22 protein-coding genes are annotated in these 22,564 nt (G+C 42.0%); 10 read left to right on the top strand and 12 right to left on the bottom strand.

From position 1 onward, the window contains the following. Positions 1 to 104 precede the first annotated feature (104 nt). Both C5O00_RS07870 and groL read left to right on the top strand, forming a co-directional pair. Entirely contained in the window at positions 105 to 380 is a 276-nt protein-coding gene (locus C5O00_RS07870) for a co-chaperone GroES (RefSeq protein WP_105216337.1), read from the top strand. 78 nt (positions 381 to 458) lie between these two features. Next, a complete protein-coding gene (gene groL / locus C5O00_RS07865; RefSeq protein WP_105216336.1) occupies positions 459 to 2,087 on the top strand; it encodes a chaperonin GroEL in 1,629 nt (542 codons plus the stop codon). Between the two features lie 371 nt (positions 2,088 to 2,458). Here groL and C5O00_RS07860 read toward each other — a convergent pair whose 3' ends face one another. The 8 genes from C5O00_RS07860 to xrtF all read right to left on the bottom strand — a co-directional run bounded on the left by C5O00_RS07860 (position 2,459) and on the right by xrtF (position 8,671). Further along, a complete protein-coding gene (locus C5O00_RS07860) occupies positions 2,459 to 2,818 on the bottom strand; it encodes a heavy-metal-associated domain-containing protein (RefSeq protein WP_105216335.1) in 360 nt (119 codons plus the stop codon). A 3-nt stretch (positions 2,819 to 2,821) separates the two neighbouring features. Then, positions 2,822 to 5,059 (bottom strand): TonB-dependent receptor, encoded by a 2,238-nt coding sequence (locus C5O00_RS07855; protein ID WP_105216334.1) that lies wholly within the window; start codon positions 5,057 to 5,059, stop codon positions 2,822 to 2,824. Then, positions 5,056 to 5,793, bottom strand: a complete 738-nt coding sequence (locus C5O00_RS07850; RefSeq protein ID WP_105216333.1) for a heavy metal translocating P-type ATPase — start codon at positions 5,791 to 5,793, stop codon at positions 5,056 to 5,058. The genes C5O00_RS07855 and C5O00_RS07850 overlap by 4 nt, the downstream gene beginning before the upstream one ends. 1 nt (position 5,794) lies before the next feature. Then, entirely contained in the window at positions 5,795 to 6,517 is a 723-nt protein-coding gene (locus C5O00_RS07845) for an acetolactate decarboxylase (protein WP_105216332.1), read from the bottom strand. A 145-nt stretch (positions 6,518 to 6,662) separates the two neighbouring features. Then, positions 6,663 to 7,061, bottom strand: coding sequence for an HYC_CC_PP family protein (locus C5O00_RS07840; RefSeq protein ID WP_158676803.1), 399 nt, complete (start codon positions 7,059 to 7,061; stop codon positions 6,663 to 6,665). Between the two features lie 63 nt (positions 7,062 to 7,124). Further along, positions 7,125 to 7,670: a DUF3347 domain-containing protein gene (locus C5O00_RS07835; RefSeq protein WP_105216330.1), complete on the bottom strand. Its 546-nt coding sequence runs from the start codon at positions 7,668 to 7,670 to the stop codon at positions 7,125 to 7,127. 31 nt (positions 7,671 to 7,701) lie between these two features. Beyond that, a complete protein-coding gene (locus tag C5O00_RS07830; RefSeq protein WP_105216329.1) occupies positions 7,702 to 8,127 on the bottom strand; it encodes an exosortase F system-associated membrane protein in 426 nt (141 codons plus the stop codon). Continuing rightward, positions 8,111 to 8,671 carry an exosortase family protein XrtF gene (xrtF, locus tag C5O00_RS07825; protein ID WP_394342085.1) on the bottom strand — a complete coding sequence of 187 codons (561 nt, stop codon included), beginning with the start codon at positions 8,669 to 8,671 and terminating at the stop codon, positions 8,111 to 8,113. Before xrtF ends, C5O00_RS07830 begins: the two co-directional genes overlap by 17 nt. Before the next feature lie 83 nt (positions 8,672 to 8,754). Between xrtF and C5O00_RS07820 the strand changes: the two genes are divergently transcribed. Further along, on the top strand, positions 8,755 to 9,210 hold the full coding sequence (locus C5O00_RS07820; RefSeq protein ID WP_105217604.1) for an XrtF-associated fRMsr-like GAF protein: 456 nt from the start codon (positions 8,755 to 8,757) through the stop codon (positions 9,208 to 9,210). A gap of 9 nt (positions 9,211 to 9,219) precedes the next feature. Beyond that, a complete protein-coding gene (locus C5O00_RS07815; protein WP_105216327.1) occupies positions 9,220 to 9,621 on the top strand; it encodes a hypothetical protein in 402 nt (133 codons plus the stop codon). Between the two features lie 20 nt (positions 9,622 to 9,641). Here the strand turns inward: C5O00_RS07815 and C5O00_RS07810 are convergent, their stop codons facing one another. After that, on the bottom strand, positions 9,642 to 10,898 hold the full coding sequence (locus C5O00_RS07810; RefSeq protein ID WP_105216326.1) for an ABC transporter permease: 1,257 nt from the start codon (positions 10,896 to 10,898) through the stop codon (positions 9,642 to 9,644). 133 nt (positions 10,899 to 11,031) lie between these two features. On the opposite strand from C5O00_RS07810, the gene purH reads away from it, so the two are divergent. The 6 genes from purH (at position 11,032) to rodA (ending at position 18,123) form a co-directional block, all read left to right on the top strand. Then, entirely contained in the window at positions 11,032 to 12,564 is a 1,533-nt protein-coding gene (gene purH / locus C5O00_RS07805; RefSeq protein ID WP_105216325.1) for a bifunctional phosphoribosylaminoimidazolecarboxamide formyltransferase/IMP cyclohydrolase, read from the top strand. A gap of 67 nt (positions 12,565 to 12,631) precedes the next feature. Beyond that, positions 12,632 to 13,660 carry a rod shape-determining protein gene (locus C5O00_RS07800; RefSeq protein WP_105216324.1) on the top strand — a complete coding sequence of 343 codons (1,029 nt, stop codon included), beginning with the start codon at positions 12,632 to 12,634 and terminating at the stop codon, positions 13,658 to 13,660. A gap of 12 nt (positions 13,661 to 13,672) precedes the next feature. Further along, positions 13,673 to 14,500, top strand: a complete 828-nt coding sequence (gene mreC / locus C5O00_RS07795; RefSeq protein ID WP_105216323.1) for a rod shape-determining protein MreC — start codon at positions 13,673 to 13,675, stop codon at positions 14,498 to 14,500. Continuing rightward, positions 14,490 to 14,996 carry a rod shape-determining protein MreD gene (gene mreD, locus C5O00_RS07790; RefSeq protein ID WP_105216322.1) on the top strand — a complete coding sequence of 169 codons (507 nt, stop codon included), beginning with the start codon at positions 14,490 to 14,492 and terminating at the stop codon, positions 14,994 to 14,996. The genes mreC and mreD overlap by 11 nt, the downstream gene beginning before the upstream one ends. Beyond that, the gene (mrdA, locus tag C5O00_RS07785; RefSeq protein WP_105216321.1) at positions 14,996 to 16,864 is read left to right on the top strand and encodes a penicillin-binding protein 2; all 1,869 of its coding nucleotides are present in this window, start codon (positions 14,996 to 14,998) and stop codon (positions 16,862 to 16,864) included. The genes mreD and mrdA overlap by 1 nt, the downstream gene beginning before the upstream one ends. Beyond that, positions 16,864 to 18,123 carry a rod shape-determining protein RodA gene (rodA, locus tag C5O00_RS07780; RefSeq protein WP_105216320.1) on the top strand — a complete coding sequence of 420 codons (1,260 nt, stop codon included), beginning with the start codon at positions 16,864 to 16,866 and terminating at the stop codon, positions 18,121 to 18,123. Before mrdA ends, rodA begins: the two co-directional genes overlap by 1 nt. A gap of 6 nt (positions 18,124 to 18,129) precedes the next feature. Here rodA and C5O00_RS07775 read toward each other — a convergent pair whose 3' ends face one another. The 3 genes from C5O00_RS07775 to C5O00_RS07765 all read right to left on the bottom strand — a co-directional run bounded on the left by C5O00_RS07775 (position 18,130) and on the right by C5O00_RS07765 (position 22,442). Further along, entirely contained in the window at positions 18,130 to 18,933 is an 804-nt protein-coding gene (locus C5O00_RS07775) for a DNA/RNA non-specific endonuclease (protein ID WP_105216319.1), read from the bottom strand. 230 nt (positions 18,934 to 19,163) lie between these two features. Then, complete coding sequence (locus C5O00_RS07770; protein WP_105216318.1) at positions 19,164 to 20,267, bottom strand: ABC transporter permease; 1,104 nt, start codon at positions 20,265 to 20,267, stop codon at positions 19,164 to 19,166. Positions 20,268 to 20,309: 42 nt separating this feature from the next. Next, on the bottom strand, positions 20,310 to 22,442 hold the full coding sequence (locus C5O00_RS07765) for a carboxy terminal-processing peptidase (protein ID WP_105216317.1): 2,133 nt from the start codon (positions 22,440 to 22,442) through the stop codon (positions 20,310 to 20,312). Positions 22,443 to 22,564 lie beyond the last annotated feature (122 nt).

Below are 22,564 nucleotides of genomic sequence, written 5' to 3'. Positions count from 1 at the left end.
TTTTGTTTCAAATTGTCAGTTATAAAGCGTTGGCATAATTTCTGCCTGAAAGGATTCGAACAAGTTTAAATTATTTATAATTAACCATAAAAATTACACACAAAATGGCTTTAAAAATTAAACCACTATCAGACCGTGTTGTGGTAGAACCACAGGCAGCCGAAACAAAGACTGCTTCGGGAATATATATCCCCGATTCTGCTAAAGAAAAACCTCAGCAAGGGAAAGTTGTGGCTGTTGGAAAAGGCAAAAAGGATCACGATATGACCGTTAAAGTTGGAGATGTGGTTCTCTACGGTAAATATTCAGGAAGTGAATTAAAACTTGATGGGAAAGATTATCTCATCATGCGTGAGGACGATATTCTTGCAATCATTTAATTAAAACGGAAAGTATTAATCAATCAGCTATTGCGTAAGCGTCCTGCTTATGTTATATAGCCTAAAAGGAATAAAACTATGGCAAAAGATATAAAATTCGATGTAGAAGCACGCGACAGTATAAAACGCGGTGTTGATGCTTTGGCAAATGCAGTAAAGGTAACGCTGGGGCCTAAAGGCCGAAATGTTATTATTAGTAAATCATTTGGTGCCCCTCAGGTAACCAAGGACGGAGTAACAGTTGCAAAAGAAATAGAGCTGGAAGACGGACTCGAGAATATGGGAGCTCAGATGGTTAAGGAAGTTGCTTCCAAAACCAACGACCTGGCCGGAGACGGAACCACTACAGCTACTGTATTGGCTCAGGCCATTGTAAAAGAAGGCCTTAAAAACGTTGCGGCCGGAGCCAACCCAATGGATCTGAAACGCGGAATCGATGCTGCCGTTGCTGCAATTACAAAGGACCTTGAAAAACAATCTACCAAGGTTGGTAATTCAACCGAAAAAATAAAGCAGGTAGCTGCGATCTCATCTAATAACGACATTCAGATAGGGGATCTTATCGCCCAGGCTTTCGATAAAGTGGGCAAGGAAGGCGTGATCACTGTAGAAGAGGCAAAAGGAACCGAAACCTATGTTGATGTGGTGGAAGGGATGCAGTTTGACCGTGGGTACCTCTCTCCTTATTTTGTTACCGATAGTGAGAAGATGCTTACCACGCTCGAAAACCCTATGATCCTTCTTTACGACAAGAAGATCTCTTCTATGAAAGATCTGTTGCCTGTTCTTGAGCCAGTAGCTCAGCAGGGTAAATCCTTATTGATCATTGCCGAGGATGTAGATGGTGAAGCACTTGCAACTCTTGTTGTGAACAAACTAAGAGGATCGCTTAAAATAGCTGCAGTAAAAGCTCCTGGTTTTGGGGACAGAAGAAAAGCCATGCTGGAAGATATCGCGATCTTAACCGGAGGTACAGTTATCTCGGAAGAACGTGGCTTTACGCTGGAAAATGCAACCGCAGATATGCTTGGTTCTGCCGAAACCGTAACAATAGACAAAGACAACACGACCATAGTAAATGGAGCCGGCAAGAAATCGGATATCCAGACACGTGTTGGACAGATCAAGGCACAGATCGACACTACCACTTCAGATTACGACAAAGAGAAGCTACAGGAACGCCTTGCTAAACTGGCAGGTGGAGTAGCAGTATTATACGTAGGTGCTGCCAGTGAGGTAGAAATGAAAGAGAAGAAAGACCGTGTGGACGACGCCTTGCATGCAACCCGTGCAGCCGTGGAAGAAGGAATAGTTGCCGGAGGTGGAGTAGCCCTGGTTCGCGCGAGAGCAGTACTTGAAAAACTTACCACAAATACGATGGATGAAGCTACCGGAATTCAAATAGTAGCAAAAGCCATCGAAGCTCCGCTAAGAACCATTGTTGAAAATGCAGGCGGTGAAGGATCTGTGGTAGTGAATAAGGTACTAGAAGGCAAGAAGAACTACGGTTATGATGCCAAGAACGATGCCTATGTAGATATGCTGAAAGAAGGAATCATAGACCCAAAGAAAGTAACTAGGGTAGCATTAGAGAATGCTGCTTCGGTTGCGGGAATGATCCTAACTACCGAATGTGCACTAGTGGATATAAAAGAGGATACTCCTCCAATGCCAATGGGTGGTGGTGGAATGCCCGGAATGATGTAGTATCGACTGTAAATTAATAGTAAAAAGCCTTTGCGTTTGCAAAGGCTTTTTTTGTTTCTATAAAAACTAAAACCACCTTTTTTAGGGGTGGCTTCTCCTCAAATTCAAAGGGGTCTATACGAAATAAACCCAACATCAATTACTTCTTCTTAGAAGCAGTCGGTGCTACCTTTTTAGCGCTAGTGTTCTTTGCAGAAGTTTTCGCTTTAGGTTTACCGTTAGACTTAACTGTTGCCATAATTATAAGTTTTAAATGACGAAGTAAAGGTAGCTAAGAAATACATTCGTGATAATTTTATTGGCTATAATTTAACTAAAAAAAAACCTCCGAATAATCGGAGGTTTTCAGTTACGAATTCTCGTAGGTATATCTAGTTTTTCTTGTGTTCATTCTTAACGGCCAGGTCCCTGTACCTACAGCATTCATGAACCGATAAATAAGCTTCTTCGGTTGCTTTGATTGCTTTTGTATCGTGACCAACAGCAGCTATATTCGCCTGTATGGTCTTCAGGTTTGTTTTCCTTTCATCATAGATAAGGCTTAACTCGTGAGTTTCTATACTCCACACTGCCGATTTCACACCCTTGGTTCTAATGGATGCTTTCTCTATACGTTCTTTACACATACCACACACACCATCAACTTCAATGACGGCACGTGCACTTTTATTCTGACCATAAGTGGTGGCCATCGTAAAGAATACCAGGGTAACTACTAATAATCGTTTCATATTTTATTCAATTTTAAAACGTAATCCGGTGTAATACATACTACCAAAGATCGGACCATAAACAAAAGTTGTATCAAAGGCCGGATCGAAAGGGACTTCAGAAGCCACTATAGGATCACTTTGTTTAACATTAGCTACATTTTCACCTCCTACGTATATCTCAAATGTAGGAGAAAATACCTTAGTAACCTGAACATTTAACGTTCCTACAGAAGGTGAATAATCTGGAAGCCTGTATTGTACAGGATTCCCAACGGTTGATGGAAATCTTTGCTCACTAAGCCAATTGTAGGTTGCATCGAATTTCCAATGGCTACCATTCTCCTTTATATTGGTTCTTGCAGAGCTATTTGCAAAAATCCTGTGATTAGGAGTTAAGGGCCTATCGAGTTTTTCATTTCCATAGGTTGTCATTACATCATAATATTTATAGGCCATCCGTAAGTCCAAATGTTCTGTGATATCATAATTAAATTCTGTTTGGAAGTTATTGGCATAACTTTCACCCTTCAGATTATAAAAACGAATCTCTCCAGGGGTTTCCCAATCCACAACCACCTGGTTTTCAAAATCGGTGCGATAAAAGTCGAACGTAATGTCGGCCTGCCTTCCAAAAAGATTGAAACCCTGTAAATATGAAAATCCGTAATTCCATGCGATCTCGGGGTCCAGTCCATAAATGCTGCCTCCTTCATCCAAAATAGTGATGCTTCTCGATGACGAGAAGAAATTCTGGTTTTCGGTAAAGATATTAGCCGAACGTTTTCCACGGCCTGCCGAGATCCTGAAGGCAGATTTCTCCCAGGGAGTATACCTAACATGCAACCGTGGTGTTATAAAAGTTCCCAACAGGTTATGTTGATCGATACGAATACCCATAGTCGCATTGAGATCGCCGAGGTTATCGTAGGCGTATTCGAAAAATGCCCCCACCGAATTCTCTTTTCTACCATATTGGGTAGTATTTACCAATTCTTCATAAGCATCGTAGGTGAAACTAACCCCTGCCTTAACCTTATGCCTTGAATCACCAATAATACTATTATACAAGGCATTTGCGTACAAACTGTTATGAGTGATATCATATTGATTAAAGCCGAAATACGACTCCTGATCATGATTACTAAAGGCCAGCTGAACACCAGCACTCTGGTAAGGAATATCAGGGTTTACATATCCCAATTTCCCTGATAGGTCAATTCTCCGGGTATCGATCTCACTCCCCCAGGCATTTCTGGTGAACTTATCCGTATCAGGGTTGAAATCAACCTGTCCGGTTTGCTTTTCATCATTCAGAAAACGTATATTAAAAAAGCTCACAAACCCATGTTCAGTATCTGTGTATTGCCAACGATTCATTACGTTGATCTGCTGTGCAAGTGGCGTATCCAGGAAACCATCATCGTTCTTGTCGAATTTAGTATCTCTTAGATTGCCATGCACATACAAGCCGGTACTCCATCTGTCACTTACCCGAGTGTTAAGGTGAGTATTAAGTTCCAAACGGCCATTCATAGAGCCATAGGCATTTACAAAGAACTTATCGTCCAGCGTAGGCTTTTGAAGCTCTGCATTGATCTGCCCGGTGATACTCTCAAACCCGTTCACTACACTCCCCGCTCCCTTGGTGATCTGAATACTCTCCACCCAGGTACCGGGAATAAAGCTAAGGCCATATGCCTGCGCAGCACCTCGTATGGAAGGGACATTTTCGGTAGTTATAAGGATATATGGACTGGTTAAACCAAGCATTTTGATCTGGCGGGTCCCGGAAACCGCATCGGCAAAGTTTACATCGATAGACGGATTGGTTTCAAAACTTTCAGACAGATTACAGCAGGCCGCCTTCAAGAGTTCGGCACTACTTACATTGATCACATTTTGGGATTGCAGGTAAGAGGTCGCACTCGATTTACGCCTCGATTTTACCACTACCTCTCCCAAATCACCTTTTAGTTGCAAGCGATGCTTGATCTTCTCAGGTCCTGAAACCGAGATCGTATCGGTTCTAAATCCTACATAGCTTATCACAAGCCTGGTATATTCATCTTTATACGGAATTTCAAAATTCCCGTCGAAATCTGTGATCGTGCCCACCGAGGTATCCAGCCAGTATACACTAGCCCCTTCCAGACCGATCTCCTCGTTCTTATTGTTCACTTCCACTACCGTTCCTTCCAATTGCTGTTGGGCATAGGCACACAGTGGGAGCCATAACAAAATCATCATTAACTTCTTCATAGCATCCCGTTTTTAAAGATCATATACACTGCCATGATGATCATGATGGCGTTTTCAATGAAAGTGGCTTCTGTCATAGGCAATTTGAGTGCAGTACCCAGGCAAGCACAAGTGATGGCTTTTTTGCTGAGTAAGGTGCGCAAGACACCCACTGTCGTAATTCCAAGTATAACAAGGGTGATGATCAAAGCAATATTCACCTCATATCGCATAAGAAACATCAGTCCGAGAGCTGTTTCAATAAAAGGATAGCTCCAGGCGTAGGGCGCAAAAACCTTTGCCAGGGGGTCGTAAATTCGGAACGAGGATGGAAATCCTCTTAAGTCTAGGATCTTAAAGAAACTGAAAACAATAAAGAACAGCCCCATGAAGTCCAGCATAAAATCTGCCGTATTCCAGCTGTTATAATTGAGCAATACCGCTGCCACTAATATATATCCGAAGATGATGAAAAGGGGTTTCAACTGCTGGAATTTAGATTTTTTAGTATCTAATTCACTCGCTTCACTGGCCCCAAAAATATTGGTGGTTTTCTTTTCAGTGATCGTGTACTTGTCATCCAGTGCCTTCTGAAGCACTGAAGTATCCACGTGAGACATCATCGTTATTTCGGCCTCTCCTTTAGAGAGATCCACCTTAACATCCTGAATTTCATCCAGGGCATTAAGTGCCTGCGTTACCGATGCCTTGCATCCTTCGCAGGTCATACCGGTAATAGTATATGTATGTTTCATCTTACAGCTGCTTTGGTAGCTTAAGTGTCATATACTCTCCCAATAAAAGATCGTCGAGATGGCCTGCCAGGTTCTGGTCCTTCGCTCTGAAATGCATGTGCCAGTTGGCATTGTGATGCGTAAACACACCTTTGTGATCTTTAGAATAGAATCCGATGATCTCCACATTCTCTTCCACAACTATCCCGTTGAGTCCGGAAGCCATATGGGCTTCCCTGGAGTGATTTACATTGTTCTCATTCCAGTTAACAACGTGCCAGTTGATCTTTCGAATGTGTCCTTCTATCATAAAAGGAAACGGCTTTGAAGTATCAATTTCTGCCTTTAAGGCTGTATATTCAAGGAAATCTTCAAATTGTTTTAAAGTAAGGATCGCCTTTGGTATGGAAACCTCCTGCCACTCGGGAACCTGGGCATAAACAAGGAGAGCCGCGTTACTAGTGAAATCGTTTTCCACTACCAGTTGCTCAGGAGTCACTTTGCTCACATAAGGTTTCGAATTGAAGATTTGGATCTCGCCTTTAAGGCCTTCTGCAGCGCCCAGCGCATAAAGATCTGGTGTCTCCTGCAACTCTTTAAGAGTAATAGAGGCATCTAAATTCCCACCCATTATCTCTTGCAATGCGCCAGCATACTGTACACCTTTTACAGTGTTATTTGTCTGCTGGTTACAGCCCTGAAACGTTAATATTGCTACAGTGCTAATTGCTATTAATATTTTCATTTTTTATATTTTTTTTTCTGAATCTACCTCTGCATTTAACGTGCTGAGATTTATTCTAAAAGATTTGACTTAATGATATAGTTTATTCACTACTAAAAGTAGATCATAGTAACCGAGGTCGAAAATACAACCCCTACTCTTAAAATCAAATTAGGAAAGATTCGTATAGCACCTGAAAGTCTCTATCGAGGGGTGGCGGGATATAATCTATAAAGAAATGGTTTTCTGAAGGAAAGTTATCTACCGATCTAAGTACGAATACAGAAACAAAAGCCAGAACAAAGTCCTGATTTAGATTTACTTCGAAAGAAGACTTATTAAAGGTGTCATCTGTATCGACCTTGGTATATTGATTGTCACAACAATTGTGCTCATTTTCCTCCTCCTGGTCGCAGGCTGGGATCTCCATCACCATTCCACAGGAAAGGTCTTTTTCACCTAGTGTGATCTCGGAGAGCATTTCGTAATCTCCACAGTAATGCTTTGCATAGGCTATCCCACTGCTGCTGGCCAGCATGAGGAGGGAAAGTAATATGGAGATCATTTTTTGCATGGACTACAAAATTAGGCGATTAGATGCTGCAAATGTTAAAAATTGCGTTAAAATTTATTGGATGATGGAGTCTATCCTGCCACATCTGTACATTTTTTCTCCAAAATAAGGATTCGCGATCTCCTTGGTTTCACTAAGCCAGTACGCTCCTGTATTCTTAAAGGCCATGGGGCAATATTGCTTGAAAAGTTTTCCGCTTTCCAGCCCGTCCTTTAGCAATTCCTCAACTGTATTGGTCACTCCAACAAAAGCAGATCGCTGGGCTTCGATATCTTTAGTAGCCTCGATCTTTTTAACTGTTGAAAGGGATGCCTCATCAACACCTTTATTGGCGAAGGCTTTGGTTAAAACAGCAGCCGATTGAGATGCGGCAGCCGCATCCGAATTTATCAAAGCCGTTTTTAGATCGATATATTGCGAGAAGATCATCGATAGATCTTCGTCCTTAAAACTAGCTTCGATTTTCTCTGCTTTATGTTCAAATTTTTGTTCTACCGTTTTTACTTCCGGCTCTGTAGAATCACTTCCTTTCTTTTCGTCTCCACAGGAGTAGTTTAAGAATGCCAATAGTAAGATTGCGGTATAAATTGAAGTCCTCATTTTTCAAAATTTAGTTCACAAATATACGCAGCTAACTTCTTCTGTGAAAGTAAAACGCAGGTAATAATAAAAGAAGAAATATCGGTTGAATGAGGAAACGCCTTACGTAAAACAACGCCATGTGATCGCCCGCGGCAGAGGTATTGATAAGAAGCACAAACGCAATGAAGAAAAGGAAGAAAAGTCCGGTAAAGAGTAAAGCCGATAGTTTTAAAATACTTTTACTACCAAATGCCACCCAAAGAATGATCAGCGACAAAATAGTGTTCAATAAATATCTCAGAATAATGTTCGCATATAATTTATATAATTCCATCTCAGGAAGAGGTTGGGTGCTGTGATCGGTCTTAAAGAATTCCAGCAAAGGATCATAGAATAGTTTATCCTCAAACTGCCTTATTAGAATGAGGCCAAAGGCTAAAATCACGATAAGTATTATTTTAACCCTGTTTTTCATCCGAAAGTGTTTTTAATTTCAGCATACGGATCCACATCATCCATAGTACGAACACCATCCCATAGATAAGGCCGGGAAATACAACTCCATGTAGTAATTCCTTATGCTGGGGATACTCGTACAAAGCAACTGCCAGAATAACAATACGTAAAATGTTTACTGCGTAAATAAGAACGGCTCCGGCAAGTATAAAGAGAAATGTCTTTTTAAATCTTTCGGCAAAAGCGATTACAAATGCTGTAAATAATATAATTATACTCACGGCATTACAGCCCTCTATGATTCGTGCCAGAAATTTATTCTCCACATATAACTGCATTGTAGGTTCTGAAGAGCCTGGTACAACAGAGGCAACATATCCAAGAGAGTTGATCACACTACTGGATTGTCTGGCTACAAGATGCGTTATAATATCGGGGGGATACTCACTTCCTTCAGCTATTTTAAGATATAAACCATAAAGCAGCGATAGCACCAGATAGGAACCAAGGAATAATGCGACAAATCGAAGAACAGATTTATATTTAAAAAGAAGTGCTTTCAAATGCCTATAGACTTTTAACAAAAATACAGGAATATATTTTGGCAAAAAGCTCCGTTTTAAAATACATTTACCAAAAAAATTATATGTCATTCCATATCCTAAAAAAAGAAGTAGAACATATTCTGAGTCGATCAGACAAACAGCTCAATGAACGGCTTACCAACATTTGCGAATTACTACAATCAGAGATCGATCATTACGACTGGGTTGGTTTCTATTTTGCCGAACACAGTACAAAAACCCTGCATTTAAAGGCCTTCGCCGGGGAACCCACAGATCACACTGTCATTCCATTTGGGAAAGGTATCTGCGGTCAGGTAGCCGAGAGTCATAAAAATTTTGTGGTGCCGGATGTAAAGTCACAGGACAATTATATTGCTTGTAGTCTAAATGTAAAAGCAGAGATCGTGGTACCATTATTCAAGGACCGTGTTAATATCGGGCAGATAGATATCGACTCCCACACCCCTGATCCCTTTACAGTTGAAGATGAACGTTTTCTGGAATGGATCAATGAAAATGTGGCGAAAAATATATAAATTAGCTTTATGGAGAACGCACCCGTCCATAAAGATTTTAAGCTGGCGGCCTATTTTATCATGATCGCTGCTGTCGTTGGGATCGTTAGAGTTGCTCGTCTATACAGTGGTATCGAAATGCTGGAACAATCAGATTATCTTAATCTCGCCTTATACGGGGTGGTGATTGTTTTACTACTCTGGCTAGCCATGAATATATTGAAAGGAAAGAACTGGGCCCGAATCACTTTTGCTGTTACGGCCCTCTGTATTCTGGTGACGGCTCCTTTTGTGGTGCTGCACGAATTTGCCAGCTCTTTGTTCCTTGGGAGTTTATCTACAGTCTTTGGAATATTACTTCTTATCGCCTTATTATTACTATACAGTAAAGGGGCGCGGCAATGGTACGCCGAACAATTGAATAATTCCTGAACAATTTCTTAGATCTGTAATTACATTCCTGTACGAATAGCTTCTACAGGGTCCAGTCGCGATGCTGAAATGGCCGGGAGAATACCGGATATTAGACCGATAGCTGCGGAAATTGCTGTCCCAATGAACATATTCCAGGGTGACAGTACAAACTGGAAATCTCCGCTAAACGACGAAGCAATAAGAGATCCAAAGAAAACAAGAACCAGGCCTATCAATCCACCAATTACTGCAAGGATTATTGCTTCAAACAAAAACTGAAGTAAAATGAAGCGATTCTTTGCCCCCATGGACTTTTGAATTCCTATGATGTTAGTACGTTCCTTCACACTCACAAACATGATATTGGCAATACCAAATCCTCCCACCAATAGCGAAAAGCCACTTATTACCAGACCGATAATATTCATCTGGCCTGTGATATTGTCAATAAAATCGGCAAAACCCTGTAATTGGTTTACAAAAAATGTGTCGATCTCATCTGGTTTTAAACCACGATGTACACGCATTTTCTGTTTTAACATAGCTATGAATTCGGCATTATCAACACCTTGTTCAGGTTTTATTATGATAAAGGGAAACAAATTCTTGTTACTATCTCCGTAGATCCTTCTAATCACATTTACGGGCAAGAAAACCGAGGTATCCTTAGATCCGCCAAACAGCCCGGAACCCTCCTTCTTTAGCACCCCAATTACGGTAAATTTCCTGCCGTAAAGTCGGATCTTCTTTCCTATTGCCGCTTCTCCGGAACCAAACAAGGTCTGCGCGATCTCGTCTCCCAAAACGATCACATGGCTACCACTATTGGATTCGGATTCGTTGTAAAACCTACCATTGGCGATTTGCAGGGATTCGATCTCATAATACTCATCGGTAACTGCCCCAATCTCTACATTGCTAACAGAGTTATCTTCGTATTTTATGGTTTCTGAAGGAACATTGAGGGTGTAGGACGCAGCCATCACATCCGGAACGCTTCTTTTTACAAACTGGTATTCTTCGTATGTAACATCCGGGAACTGCTCCCACTTCCATCGAGGAACTTCTGTAGGTCCGAACGAAAATCTTCCCATGAAGATCGTACTGTTATCCAGGGAACTGATACTTCCCTCTATCTCCTTCTTTAACGAATCTACAGCGGCCAGGACGGCAATGATGGAAAATATCCCGATGGTAACCCCAACCAAAGAGAGAAATGTTCGCAACTTATTGTTTTTAAGAGCGTTAATAGCGAAATTAAAACTTTCCTTGATTATCCGAAGGTAAATAAGCATGCAGTACTTTTAAGTGGGATTTTTCAGAATAAAGATATGACGTTTTCGATTAATTTATGTTACAAATTCTCTGTCTATTTATGTATTTTTGCGCGTATCTGCTAATTCAGGTTCCAATTAACAAAATAATCTCATGCATAATTCTAAAAAGATCAAATCGGCACTCATTTCAGTATTTCATAAAGACGGCCTCGCGCCAATTGTAAAAAAGCTGGATGCTTTGGGTGTACGGATCTATTCAACCGGTGGAACCCAGAAGTTTATAAATGATCTTGGTGTGGAGGTTGTTCCTGTAGAAGAAGTTACCGACTACCCTTCTATACTCGGTGGAAGAGTAAAGACCCTTCATCCCAAAGTATTTGGAGGTATCTTAAACCGGCAGGATAATGAAAGTGATGTTGCCGAAATGGAACAATACGAGATCCCCCAGCTTGACCTGGTGATCGTGGATCTTTATCCATTCGAAAAAACAGTTGCATCCGGGGCTGCTGAGCAGGATATTATAGAGAAGATCGATATTGGCGGCATCTCCCTGATACGAGCAGCAGCTAAGAATTTTAAAGATACTCTTTGTGTTTCTTCCATGGAAGACTACGATGACCTACTTGAACTACTCAACCAAGGAAACGGGGAAACCAGTTTTGAAGATCGCAGGAAATTTGCTGCCAGATCATTCAATATCTCATCGCATTACGATACAGCGATCTTCAATTATTTTAATAGCGACCATTCGATCGCATCGCTTAAGATAAGCGAGATGAAGGGGAAGGTATTGCGTTACGGTGAAAACCCGCATCAGAAAGGGTATTTCTTTGGGGACTTCGATGCGATGTTCGATAAATTGCACGGGAAAGAACTTAGTTATAACAATCTACTGGACGTTGATGCTGCGGTGAATTTAATGTCGGAATTTGAAGGCGAAGCCCCTACTTTTGCTATCCTGAAACATAACAACGCCTGTGGGATCGCACAGCGGGATACAGTTCGACAAGCCTATGTGGATGCCCTGGCGGGTGACCCGGTGTCGGCTTTCGGAGGGATCCTGATCTCCAATACAGAGATCGATGCGGCAACGGCAAATGAGATCCATACCCTATTTTGCGAAGTGGTTATCGCACCGTCATATTCCGAAGAAGCCCTTGAGATCCTAAAAGGAAAGAAGAACCGGATCATACTTGTTCAAAAAGCAGCAAAATTGCCCGAAACCATTACTCGTACCTGCCTTAACGGTGCCTTAGTTCAGGACAGGGATCACATAACAGACAGTGCCGAAAATTTATCTCACGCCACCAACAATAAACCAACCGATAGTGAGTTAGAAGATTTGTTGTTCGCCTCCAAGATCTGTAAACATACCAAGTCTAACACCATCGTTCTGGCCAAAGGAAAACAATTGTGCGCAAGTGGAACGGGGCAAACCTCAAGGGTGGATGCATTGCGACAGGCCATCGAAAAAGCTAAGTCATTCAATTTCGATCTCAATGGAGCCGTAATGGCCAGTGACGCTTTCTTTCCTTTTCCCGATTGTGTGGAGATAGCGAACAAAGCAGGGATCACTTCGGTTATTCAGCCGGGAGGCTCAATAAAAGACCAATTAAGCATCGATTATTGCAACGAAAATAAGATGGCAATGGTATTTACCGGAACGCGTCATTTTAAGCATTAAATTTTGTTACATTTGTGAAGGATAAAAGCCGCTAACACGTTTAATTTCAATACCGCCAATAAAACTTATGGGATTTTTTGATTTCCTAACCGAAGAAATAGCAATCGACCTGGGTACCGCCAATACCTTAATTATTCATAATGATAAGGTGGTTGTCGATGCTCCTTCTATTGTTGCCCGCGACCGAACCACCGGAAAGATCATCGCTGTGGGGCGCGAGGCAAATATGATGCAGGGAAAAACCCATGAGAACATAAAGACTATCCGACCATTAAAAGACGGCGTTATAGCAGATTTCGATGCCAGCGAGAAGATGATCAGTATGTTTATCAAGGATATTCCAGCCTTAAAGAAAAAATGGATCACACCCTCCCTACGGATGGTGATTTGTATCCCCAGCGGTATCACTGAAGTTGAAATGCGTGCGGTTAAAGAAAGTGCCGAACGTGTAAATGGAAAAGAAGTATATCTTATTCACGAACCCATGGCGGCGGCGATCGGGATTGGTGTTGACATCATGCAACCCAAGGGAAATATGGTGGTAGATATTGGAGGAGGAACAACCGAAATTGCGGTAATTGCTTTAGGAGGAATAGTTTGTGATAAATCTGTGAAGATCGCAGGTGACGTTTTCACAAACGATATCATTTATTATATGCGCACTCAGCATAATTTATATGTAGGAGAGCGAACCGCCGAAAAGATTAAGATACAAATAGGAGCGGCTACCGAAGACCTGGAGCTTCCTCCGGAAGACCTTGCCGTACAGGGAAGGGATCTACTCACCGGAAAACCGAAGCAGGTACAAACTTCTTACAGGGAAATAGCAAAGGCATTGGATAAGTCTATTCTGCGAATAGAAGATGCTGTAATGGAAACCCTGTCTCAAACTCCCCCGGAGTTGGCTGCAGATATCTATAATACCGGGATCTATCTTGCCGGTGGAGGTTCTATGCTGCGCGGACTGGACAAAAGACTTTCTCAGAAAACAGATCTCCCGGTCTATATAGCCGAAGATCCTTTACGAGCCGTGGTTCGTGGAACAGGGATCTGTTTGAAAAACCTCAACAAATACAAGAGTGTGTTGATAAAATAGAAATAACAACAAATGCAACAGATTATATTTTTCTTCATAAGGAATAAAAATTCCCTGTTGTTTTTACTTCTATTTACGGTATCTGTTTTTCTCACAATAAATTCGCATTCGTTTCATAGCAACAAGGTGGCCACCTCGGCCAATTTCTTCAGTGGCGGTATCTACTCGGTGAAGCAGGACATCAAGGATTACTTCAACCTGAGAACACAGAATACAATACTTTCAGAAGAAAATAAAAGATTGAGAAGATTGCTTTCCAATATGCAAAACTCCCAGCTATTGCAGTTTCCGGATAGTACCGATATTATCTGGAAATATAATTATGTAGGAGCCAGGGTGGTAAATAACTCATTTTCGAAAACCAAGAATCATTTAACCATAGACGCTGGAAGGAATGATGGTGTCGCGATCGATATGGGTGTGATCTCCTCTAAAGGTGTTGTGGGAATTGTAAACAGTATATCGGCAAACTACGCCACAGTACAATCTGTGCTCAATACCAATAGCCAGATCAATGCGAAGTTGAAAAATACGAATCACTTTGGTACCCTCGTATGGAGAACAGGAAGTCCGTTTGAGGCAACCTTGATCGATATACCCAGGCAGGTTAAATTTAATGTGGGTGATACGATCGTTACAGACGGAAAGTCTACCATCTTTCCTGAAGGGATCCTAATTGGTTCCATAAAAGATTACAAACTGGCGACAAATGAAGATTATTACGAATTGCAGATCTTGTTGTTCAACGATATGACCAACCTTCGCCATGTTTATGTGGTTGGCAATAAAGATGCTAGAGAAATCAGGGAACTGGAAAACGCGCTGGAGAATGCTCAATAACGAATACCTTGTAAATACCATCCGTTTTATAGTGTTATTGCTGGTTCAGGTAATATTGCTCAACAACATCAATTTGTTTGGGTATATCAATCCCTATCTCTATGTATTATTTATCATAGTATTTCCATTTACCGGCAATAAAAGCCTGCTAATCTTTCTGGCTTTTCTCATGGGACTCATGGTCGACATCTTTGGTGATTCGGGCGGAGTTCATGCGGCTGCGTCTACCTTCATTGCATACGCCCGACCCGCCTTCTTAAAGGTGTCTTTTGGAGTGAGCTATGAGTATAATATGGTGAAAATAAGCAAAGCAGCGATGGGAGAACGAATTACCTATATCGCGTTAATGGTTTTTACCCACCATCTCTTACTTTTCTCCCTCGAAATTTTTAACTTTAGGCATATACTCTTAATACTAAAATCTACGTTATTCTCTGGGATATTCAGCGTTGTTTTGATCTTATGCGCTGTGTTGTTATTTAGCAGGAAGAATTGATGAGAAAACTACTTTTACTTGTATTGGTAATGATCACCGGCGTGGTGTTTGCCGGCAGGCTGTTTTATTTACAGGTTTACGATACTTCCTTTCAGAAACTTTCTGAAAATAATGCTATTAAGATCATCTACGATTATCCCCAACGAGGATATATCTTCGACAGAAACGGTAAATTACTTGTAAGTAACCAACCCTCTTACGATGTGATGGTTATACCCAGGGATCTTCAGCCTTTTGATACGCTCGAATTTTGCGGCCTTCTGAAAATGACCAAGGAAGACCTCGTTAAAAGCCTTGAGAAGGCCAGAGCTTATTCTCCCCGCCTCCCTTCGCCCGTAATTCCGCAGTTAACAAAAGCCGAATACGCTTACCTCTCTGAGAAAATGCACAAATACAAAGGGTTTTATATTCAGAAACGATCGCTGCGCGACTACCAGATAGACCATTCGGCTAACGTACTGGGATATATCGCCGAAGCCGATAATAAGATCATAAAGGAGAACCCCTACTACCAGATGGGAGACCTGTTAGGGAAGCAAGGAGTGGAAATGCAGTACGAGGAAATCCTCCGGGGTGTGAAAGGTGTAAAATATATTCAGAAAGACCGGTTCAACCGGGAAATTGGACCCTATAAGGATGGCGCATTCGACACCATCCCCGAACGCGGAAAAGACATAACCCTTACCATAGATGGGGCACTCCAGGAATATGGAGAAAGGCTCATGGTGAATAAACGCGGAGGTATTGTAGCTCTCGAACCGGCCACAGGTGAGATTCTCGCACTGGTTGCTGCCCCTAATTACGATCCTGCCTTACTGGTTGGAAGGGAACGATCTAAGAATTTCACTAAACTTTGGTACGATACTATTTCAAAACCGCTATTCGACAGGGTATTGCAGGGAGAATATCCACCTGGATCACCTTTTAAAGCGTTAACGGCGCTTATCGGACTTCAGGAAGGGGTGATCGATACAGAGGAAACTGTGTATTGCAATGGCGGATATCGCTATGGCAGAGGCAGAATACTAGGTTGTCATGCGCATAGAAGTCCGCTCTCCATGCAAGCAGGTATTGCAAATTCCTGCAATGCCTACTTTTGTACAGTATACAAACGTACGATTGAAAAATATCCTACCCCTCAACAAGGTATCGATACCTGGAGAGATCATTTGTTAAGCTTTGGTTTAGGAGATTATATGGGATACGACCTTCCCAGTGGTAGGCCTGGTAAGATCCCAAGTTCGAAGACTTACAACGCCATCTACCAATATCCCACTTACAAATGGTATGCTCCGGCAACTATCTCTAATGCTATAGGACAGGGAGAGGTACTACTCACTCCAATGCAGATGGTAAATTTCACAGCTGCCATCGCAAACAGGGGATGGTATTATAAGCCACATATCATTAAAAATATTGGAGGTGTAGATACCATACCATCCATATACAAAGAGAAGCACATGACCACTATAGACAGGGAGCATTTCGATCCTGTGATAGCCGGCCTTTTCGACGTATATAATTATGGAACCGCCTCCCACCTGAAAGTCCCGGGAATTGAAATTTGCGGAAAGACAGGAACCGCCGAAAATTATACCCGGGTAAATGGTAAGCGAATGCAATTAACAGATCATTCGGTTTTTATCGCTTTTGCACCTAAAGACGATCCTAAGATCGCTATTGCAGTCTTTGTGGAGAATGGGTATTGGGGAAGTCGCTGGGCCGGGCGAATCGCCAGTTTGATGATAGAAAAATACCTCAAAGGAGAGATTAGCCGGAAAGACTTGGAAACCTTTATTCTCAATGGCAGCCTGGAAGAAGAATACGCAAAACCTTACAGCGGCGAACCCTTTAAAATAAACCAATAATGGCAGCTGGCAGAGGATTTGTGAGATTCGATTGGGTGACGATCATATTGTATTTTGCCCTGGTTGGAATTGGATGGATCAATATTTATTCGGCCTCTCTGGACAATACTGCAATAGGATTCTTCGATTTAAATCAGGTTTATTTTAAACAATTGGTATGGATCTGCCTCAGTATTGTACTCATCATTTTCATACTTGCCATCGAAGCCAAATTCTACGAACGATTCTCCAGTATCATCTACATAATTTCACTGGCCTCATTACTTGGCTTATTTATCTTCGGAAAAAACATTAACGGAGCGACTTCGTGGTATGCCTTAGGGAGTTTTAGCATTCAGCCCAGTGAATTTGCAAAAGCTGCGACTGCCCTGGCTTTAGGCAAGTATATTGGGGATATGCAAACCAATATCAAAGAATTTAAGCATCAATTACGGGCCTTTATCATCATCGCTCTTCCGGCTTTATTTATCATCCCCCAACCCGATCCTGGTAGTGCGCTGGTTTATGTGGCTTTCATCTTCCCAATGTATCGAGAAGGCCTGCATTTCGTCTACCTGCTACTTGGCTTCTTCCTGGGGGCTTTGTTCATCTCAACCCTGGCATTTGGTGTAGTATGGGTAAGTGTGGGTATACTGGTTATCACCGCTTTGATCTATTTCAGAAACAGAAAAAAAAGAAAGACGAAAGCATTCCAGTATATTTTCGTTGCGGCGTTGTGTATGGGTTTTGTGTTCTCGGTGAATTATATATTCAATAACGTTTTTGAACAACGACACAGGGACCGCTTTAATATCGTCCTGGGAAAAGAAAGCGATTCTAAGGGAATAGGATATAATACCAACCAAAGTGAAATTGCCATTGGAAGCGGCGGATGGACCGGCAAAGGCTGGACCCAGGGAACTCAAACTAAGGGAAACTTTGTCCCAGAACAGCAAACCGATTATATATTTAGTACTGTGGGAGAGGAATGGGGGTTTTTAGGTAGTATGGTGGTGGTGATCTTATTTGTTGCCCTTATCATTCGGGTGCTTTACCTGGCCGAAAGACAAAAGAGTCAGTTTAGCCGGGTTTACGGCTATAGTGTAGGGGCAATATTATTTCTGCATTTCTTTGTCAATATAGGCATGGTAACCGGATTACTTCCTACGGTTGGTATACCGCTACCCTTCTTTAGTTACGGAGGTTCCGGACTTTGGGGTTTTACGATACTGTTATTTATTCTAATCCGGCTGGATGCTTCAAATTCGCACTATGCGTAGGGATTATCACCATCCACTTCTGTCTACTTTGCTTTCCAGTTTGTCTTCCACCGCGTCCTCCAATCCCCGAAGGAAGTCTAAGCCTGTTCTTTTCTCTATAGAATCGATACTCACGGTAAAGTTGTAAAAGGAATCTGAGGTGCCTTCGTTTGGGATCAGAAAGGCAATAGCCTTCAAAGAACCACCATCTTTATCTATCACGATCTTGTAAAATTCTTCCGGTACCGACACCCCTTCGTCGCCAATGGTTTCGAGTCCGTTTTTTAGCACCCCACCCGTAATGATAAAAAGTTCGTCCTTTCTCTCGGCCCAGTAACGAACTTTTTGTTCGAGACGGTTCCAGATCCCCGCGTTGAAATCATGATTCTGCGGACTGATATTACTGGTTAAGAATGTTTCGTGGTATGCATTGTAATTAAAGCGACGGTCTCCTGCCGGACATAAATGCCCGCGATCATAGCCGGAATTCTTATAGTTGCGCCAGTGAGCAGATTCGGTCTTTATCTTTCTGTCCTGCACGAAATAGGGCCGCTCGAATTCGGCCTTGGCAAGATGTTCCTTTTTAAGTTCGTAGGCGATCCACTCTGCCTGTTCGTGTTTTTCGGAATAAGACAGGCTGAAATACGAATGCCGCACCATTACCCCTGTGGTGGAACTGGGGAGAAAGCGATCATCAAATACATTCTCTACTTGTGGAAGAGAGTTGGTTTCGGGATAGGCTTCATTTTGCCGATCGATATACTTTTCGGCGAAAAACAAGACAGTTACAACCAGTATAAGCAGAAATGGGTAAAGGTATTTTCGGTTCATGGAATGCATTCAGGTTACAGGCAAAAGTATTGCTTTTTGAGAGATTTTTATGCAATACGGGGGTATCCTAAATTTTTAAATAAATAGTACAGTGTTGCAATAAAAGTGGTGCAAAAAAGCGTATGAAAAAGTACAATAAAATTCAAAATGCGCGGGGCTGCAGAGATCATCACCGAAGATCTCCGGCTATTTGAGAGATTCTTTTATCGATTAAGAGGTATGTTCGCTGGTTAAGCCTTCACATCCAGCGCATCCCTAAGTGCATTCCCAATAAGCATAAAGGCGGTCACTAAACTCATGATCGCCAGTCCCGGGATCACGGCCAGGTAAGGTTTCCCAAGAATGATGTATGCGTAGTGATCCTTAATGATGCCTCCCCAACTAGGCATAGGAGGCTGTGCCCCAATCCCCAAAAAGCTCAGGCCACTTTCTATGAGGATCGCACCGGCGAAATTTGCTGCCGAAATAATGATCACCGGGGCTAAAGCATTGGGGAGAATATGTTTTAAGATGATCCTGAAATCGGTATATCCCAATGCCCTTGCAGCGGTAACATATTGCATCTGTTTCACACTCATTACCTGTCCTCGCACCACCCTGGCCACCTCTACCCACATGGTTAATCCCACGGCGATAAAAACCTGCCAGAATCCTTTCCCTAGTGCTAATGTGATGGCAATTACCAGTAATAAGGTTGGTATGGACCAGGTCACGTTGATAAGCCACATTATCGCGGCATCCACTTTACCTCCAAAATAACCTGCTATGGCTCCCAGGGTGATCCCAATAATAAGGGATATAAATACTGCAACAAAACCTATAGCCAGGGAAATGCGTATCCCTATGAGCATTCTGCTTAAGAGGTCTCTTCCGTATTTATCGGTTCCCAGTAGAAATTTTTCTTCTGAAATGTATTTTCCGGGAATTTCTTCTGCCGAATTTGCCTTCGGAAATAATCGCAGGGGGTAATCTTTCCGAAGTCCTGCAGTTCCATCGGATGTATATTCGGTAATAGCGATCCCTTCTCCGGTGATCTCGTAGCTATTGATCGGGATCTCAGTAGCCACGTTTTTCTTTCCGAAGAAAAACGTAGACAGACTACTCTCTTGTTCCGTGTTCCCCGGAATGGTGATCATGCTAACCTTAAATCCCGGGTTCTTGGAATGGATGGACAAATGCATCTGGTTTGCATTCTTCGAGTCGTCCGGCGCCAGGGCATAGGCAAAGACAGCCACAAGTACACATAGACCCAGAAAACTCAAACTAAAAACGCCCCAAAAGTTCTTTCGGAACTTTCGGAGCGCTATTTTCGTTAATGAGGTCGATGTATTCACATCGTAAATTTAATTAAATCCTCATTGGTATAAGATCTCAGCCTAGTTTTTAATTTTAGCTAATTTTCCTGCTTTTATATTGTTCAATTTCAGATCTTCAAGAACATTCACGGCTTCTTCAACATAAATATCCTTACTCAGACTCTTATGCCAACGCTTACGCTTCTCTCTCAAGGTGGTGTCCTGTTTCATCATCTCAATTTCCGAAGGTAGGGATCGATAGCTCAATTTATTGTCGTATTCGCCAATGGCATCAAACTTCTTGGTCTCCTCTTTTCTCCTTTCAATTTCGGCGGCATATCTTTCGTAATTAAGGTCTACTTCCAGTTCATCCCTTCTCTTCTTTATCCATTGTGCATTTTCTTCGATTAGTGCAAGCTGCTCACTTTTAGCCATGCGCTCTTTGCTTTTCTTGATGGTCTCCTCGAAATCAATATAACCATTCCACACCTCGTAATCTGCCGGCTCAATCTTGTCATATGGCAGTGGGTTATCATAGTCCCGCTCCCCTACTTCGATGTAACTATATCGATCGGGCATTACTACATCGCTTTTCACTCCTTCGAGCTGGGTAGACCCCCCGTTTACGCGATAGAATTTCTGAGTGGTTAATTTTAGCGCACCCATATCACCAAGGTCATTTTTACGCAGCCACTGGTTAAGATCTATCAAATTTTGAACGGTACCCTTCCCGTAGGTTTGTTTGCTACCAATAATGATAGCACGTTTATAATCCTGCATGGCTGCCGCCAGAATTTCGGAAGCAGAAGCAGACAATTCGTTTACCAGGATCACAAGAGGGCCATCCCAAACAACTTCGTCATCTTTATCTTTTAATACTTCTTTTTTCTGTCCGGTAGATGCCACCTGCACTACAGGGCCTTCTTTAATAAAGAGACCGGCAATGTCTACAGCCGTACGCAACGAACCACCTCCATTATCACGTAGGTCGAGTACCAGCCCTTCCATACCTTCTTCCTTCAACCTAAGGATCTCATCCTTTACATCACTGGCTGCATTTCGTTTTTTATAATCGGTCATATCAAAATAGAACTGCGGCAGGTTGATTAGCCCGAATTTCTTGTCTTCTTTCTCGATCACGGTCGACTTGGCATAGGTTTCTTCCAGTTCTACCACATCACGGGTAATGGTTTCTTCCTCAATGGTTCCGTCCACACGTTTTATTGTAAGGGTAACTTTGGTTCCTTTCGGACCTTTAATAAGCTTAACGGCATCGTCTATACGCATACCAACCACACTTACTGCTTCTTCTTCATCGGCCTGTTTAACCTTCATGATGATATCACCAACCTCGATGTGTTCACCACGCCAGGCCGGACCACCACTAATGATCTCTACAACATTGATATAGTCATTTTTTTTCTGAAGTCGAGCACCAATTCCTTCAAGCTTCCCGCTCATTCGGAGATCGAACCGATCTCTGTCCGGAGGAGCAAAATAATTTGTGTGCGGATCGAATTCTTCTACCACAGTAGTAAGGAATACAGCGAAGTAATCCTTCCTCTGAAGATCATCTGTAAACTCGAAATATTCTTTTAGGGAAGTGCGCGTAAGATCTCTGGCCTTTTCTTCCAGTTCTGTAGCGGTCATGGCGGTATAACCTTCTTCATTTTCAACCTTCGACTTGTCATCCTCCACCACGTCGTAATACGAGGATAAACTTGTGAACTTCAATTGTTGTCTCCAGCGTTCTTTCAGCTCCTTTTTCGATTTAGCATACTCCAGATTATCATAGTCTACGTTAATGATCTCGTCCTGGGAATAATCGAACGGATGACTAAGCACATCTTCATAAAGTTTTCTGGCTTCTTCCAATCGCTCGTTGTAGCGGGTATAGACCAAATTAAAAAAGGTTAAATCCTTTTCTTTTATCTGATCGTCAATCTGGGTTCGGTAAACACTAAATTCCTCGATATCTGAAGCAAGAAAATAACGTTTAAGTGGATCCATGGCGTCAATAAAATCAACATACACCGCCTCAGAGAAGGTATCGTCCATTTCGGCGGGGTCGTAATGTCCTTTCTGAAGGACATAGGTAATTAGATCTATAAGGAGTTTATCTTTATCCGGATCGTTAAATTCTTTGGTTGTAAAACTGCAGGAAGCGGCGGCTACAAATACTGCAAGGAATAATACTTTAAAATTCTTTTTCATTAATCTCATAGCTATCAACATTTTTTCAATCTTCTAAAATATATAAAAAACCGTGCCAAGGGTCTATAATGATACTAATTTTTTGTTAAACAAACTAATTACTGAATGGAGCGTAAAATGTG

The sequence above is a fragment of the Pukyongia salina genome (genome assembly GCF_002966125.1).
GTDB lineage: Bacteria > Bacteroidota > Bacteroidia > Flavobacteriales > Flavobacteriaceae > Pukyongia > Pukyongia salina.
Note: the sequence above shows the minus strand (reverse complement) of the source record. Positions and strands in the feature narration are given on the sequence as shown.

Excerpts from the sequence above, each read along its gene's own strand:
- C5O00_RS07870 (WP_105216337.1), top strand. The coding sequence starts at position 105 with ATGGCTTTAAAAATTAAACCACTATCAGACCGTGTTGTGGTAGAACCA.
- groL (WP_105216336.1), top strand. The coding sequence starts at position 459 with ATGGCAAAAGATATAAAATTCGATGTAGAAGCACGCGACAGTATAAAA.
- C5O00_RS07860 (WP_105216335.1), bottom strand. The coding sequence starts at position 2,818 with ATGAAACGATTATTAGTAGTTACCCTGGTATTCTTTACGATGGCCACC.
- C5O00_RS07855 (WP_105216334.1), bottom strand. The coding sequence starts at position 5,059 with ATGAAGAAGTTAATGATGATTTTGTTATGGCTCCCACTGTGTGCCTAT.
- C5O00_RS07850 (WP_105216333.1), bottom strand. The coding sequence starts at position 5,793 with ATGAAACATACATATACTATTACCGGTATGACCTGCGAAGGATGCAAG.
- C5O00_RS07845 (WP_105216332.1), bottom strand. The coding sequence starts at position 6,517 with ATGAAAATATTAATAGCAATTAGCACTGTAGCAATATTAACGTTTCAG.
- C5O00_RS07840 (WP_158676803.1), bottom strand. The coding sequence starts at position 7,061 with ATGATCTCCATATTACTTTCCCTCCTCATGCTGGCCAGCAGCAGTGGG.
- C5O00_RS07835 (WP_105216330.1), bottom strand. The coding sequence starts at position 7,670 with ATGAGGACTTCAATTTATACCGCAATCTTACTATTGGCATTCTTAAAC.
- C5O00_RS07830 (WP_105216329.1), bottom strand. The coding sequence starts at position 8,127 with ATGAAAAACAGGGTTAAAATAATACTTATCGTGATTTTAGCCTTTGGC.
- C5O00_RS07820 (WP_105217604.1), top strand. The coding sequence starts at position 8,755 with ATGTCATTCCATATCCTAAAAAAAGAAGTAGAACATATTCTGAGTCGA.
- C5O00_RS07815 (WP_105216327.1), top strand. The coding sequence starts at position 9,220 with ATGGAGAACGCACCCGTCCATAAAGATTTTAAGCTGGCGGCCTATTTT.
- C5O00_RS07810 (WP_105216326.1), bottom strand. The coding sequence starts at position 10,898 with ATGCTTATTTACCTTCGGATAATCAAGGAAAGTTTTAATTTCGCTATT.
- purH (WP_105216325.1), top strand. The coding sequence starts at position 11,032 with ATGCATAATTCTAAAAAGATCAAATCGGCACTCATTTCAGTATTTCAT.
- C5O00_RS07800 (WP_105216324.1), top strand. The coding sequence starts at position 12,632 with ATGGGATTTTTTGATTTCCTAACCGAAGAAATAGCAATCGACCTGGGT.
- mreC (WP_105216323.1), top strand. The coding sequence starts at position 13,673 with ATGCAACAGATTATATTTTTCTTCATAAGGAATAAAAATTCCCTGTTG.
- mreD (WP_105216322.1), top strand. The coding sequence starts at position 14,490 with ATGCTCAATAACGAATACCTTGTAAATACCATCCGTTTTATAGTGTTA.
- mrdA (WP_105216321.1), top strand. The coding sequence starts at position 14,996 with ATGAGAAAACTACTTTTACTTGTATTGGTAATGATCACCGGCGTGGTG.
- rodA (WP_105216320.1), top strand. The coding sequence starts at position 16,864 with ATGGCAGCTGGCAGAGGATTTGTGAGATTCGATTGGGTGACGATCATA.
- C5O00_RS07775 (WP_105216319.1), bottom strand. The coding sequence starts at position 18,933 with ATGAACCGAAAATACCTTTACCCATTTCTGCTTATACTGGTTGTAACT.
- C5O00_RS07765 (WP_105216317.1), bottom strand. The coding sequence starts at position 22,442 with ATGAAAAAGAATTTTAAAGTATTATTCCTTGCAGTATTTGTAGCCGCC.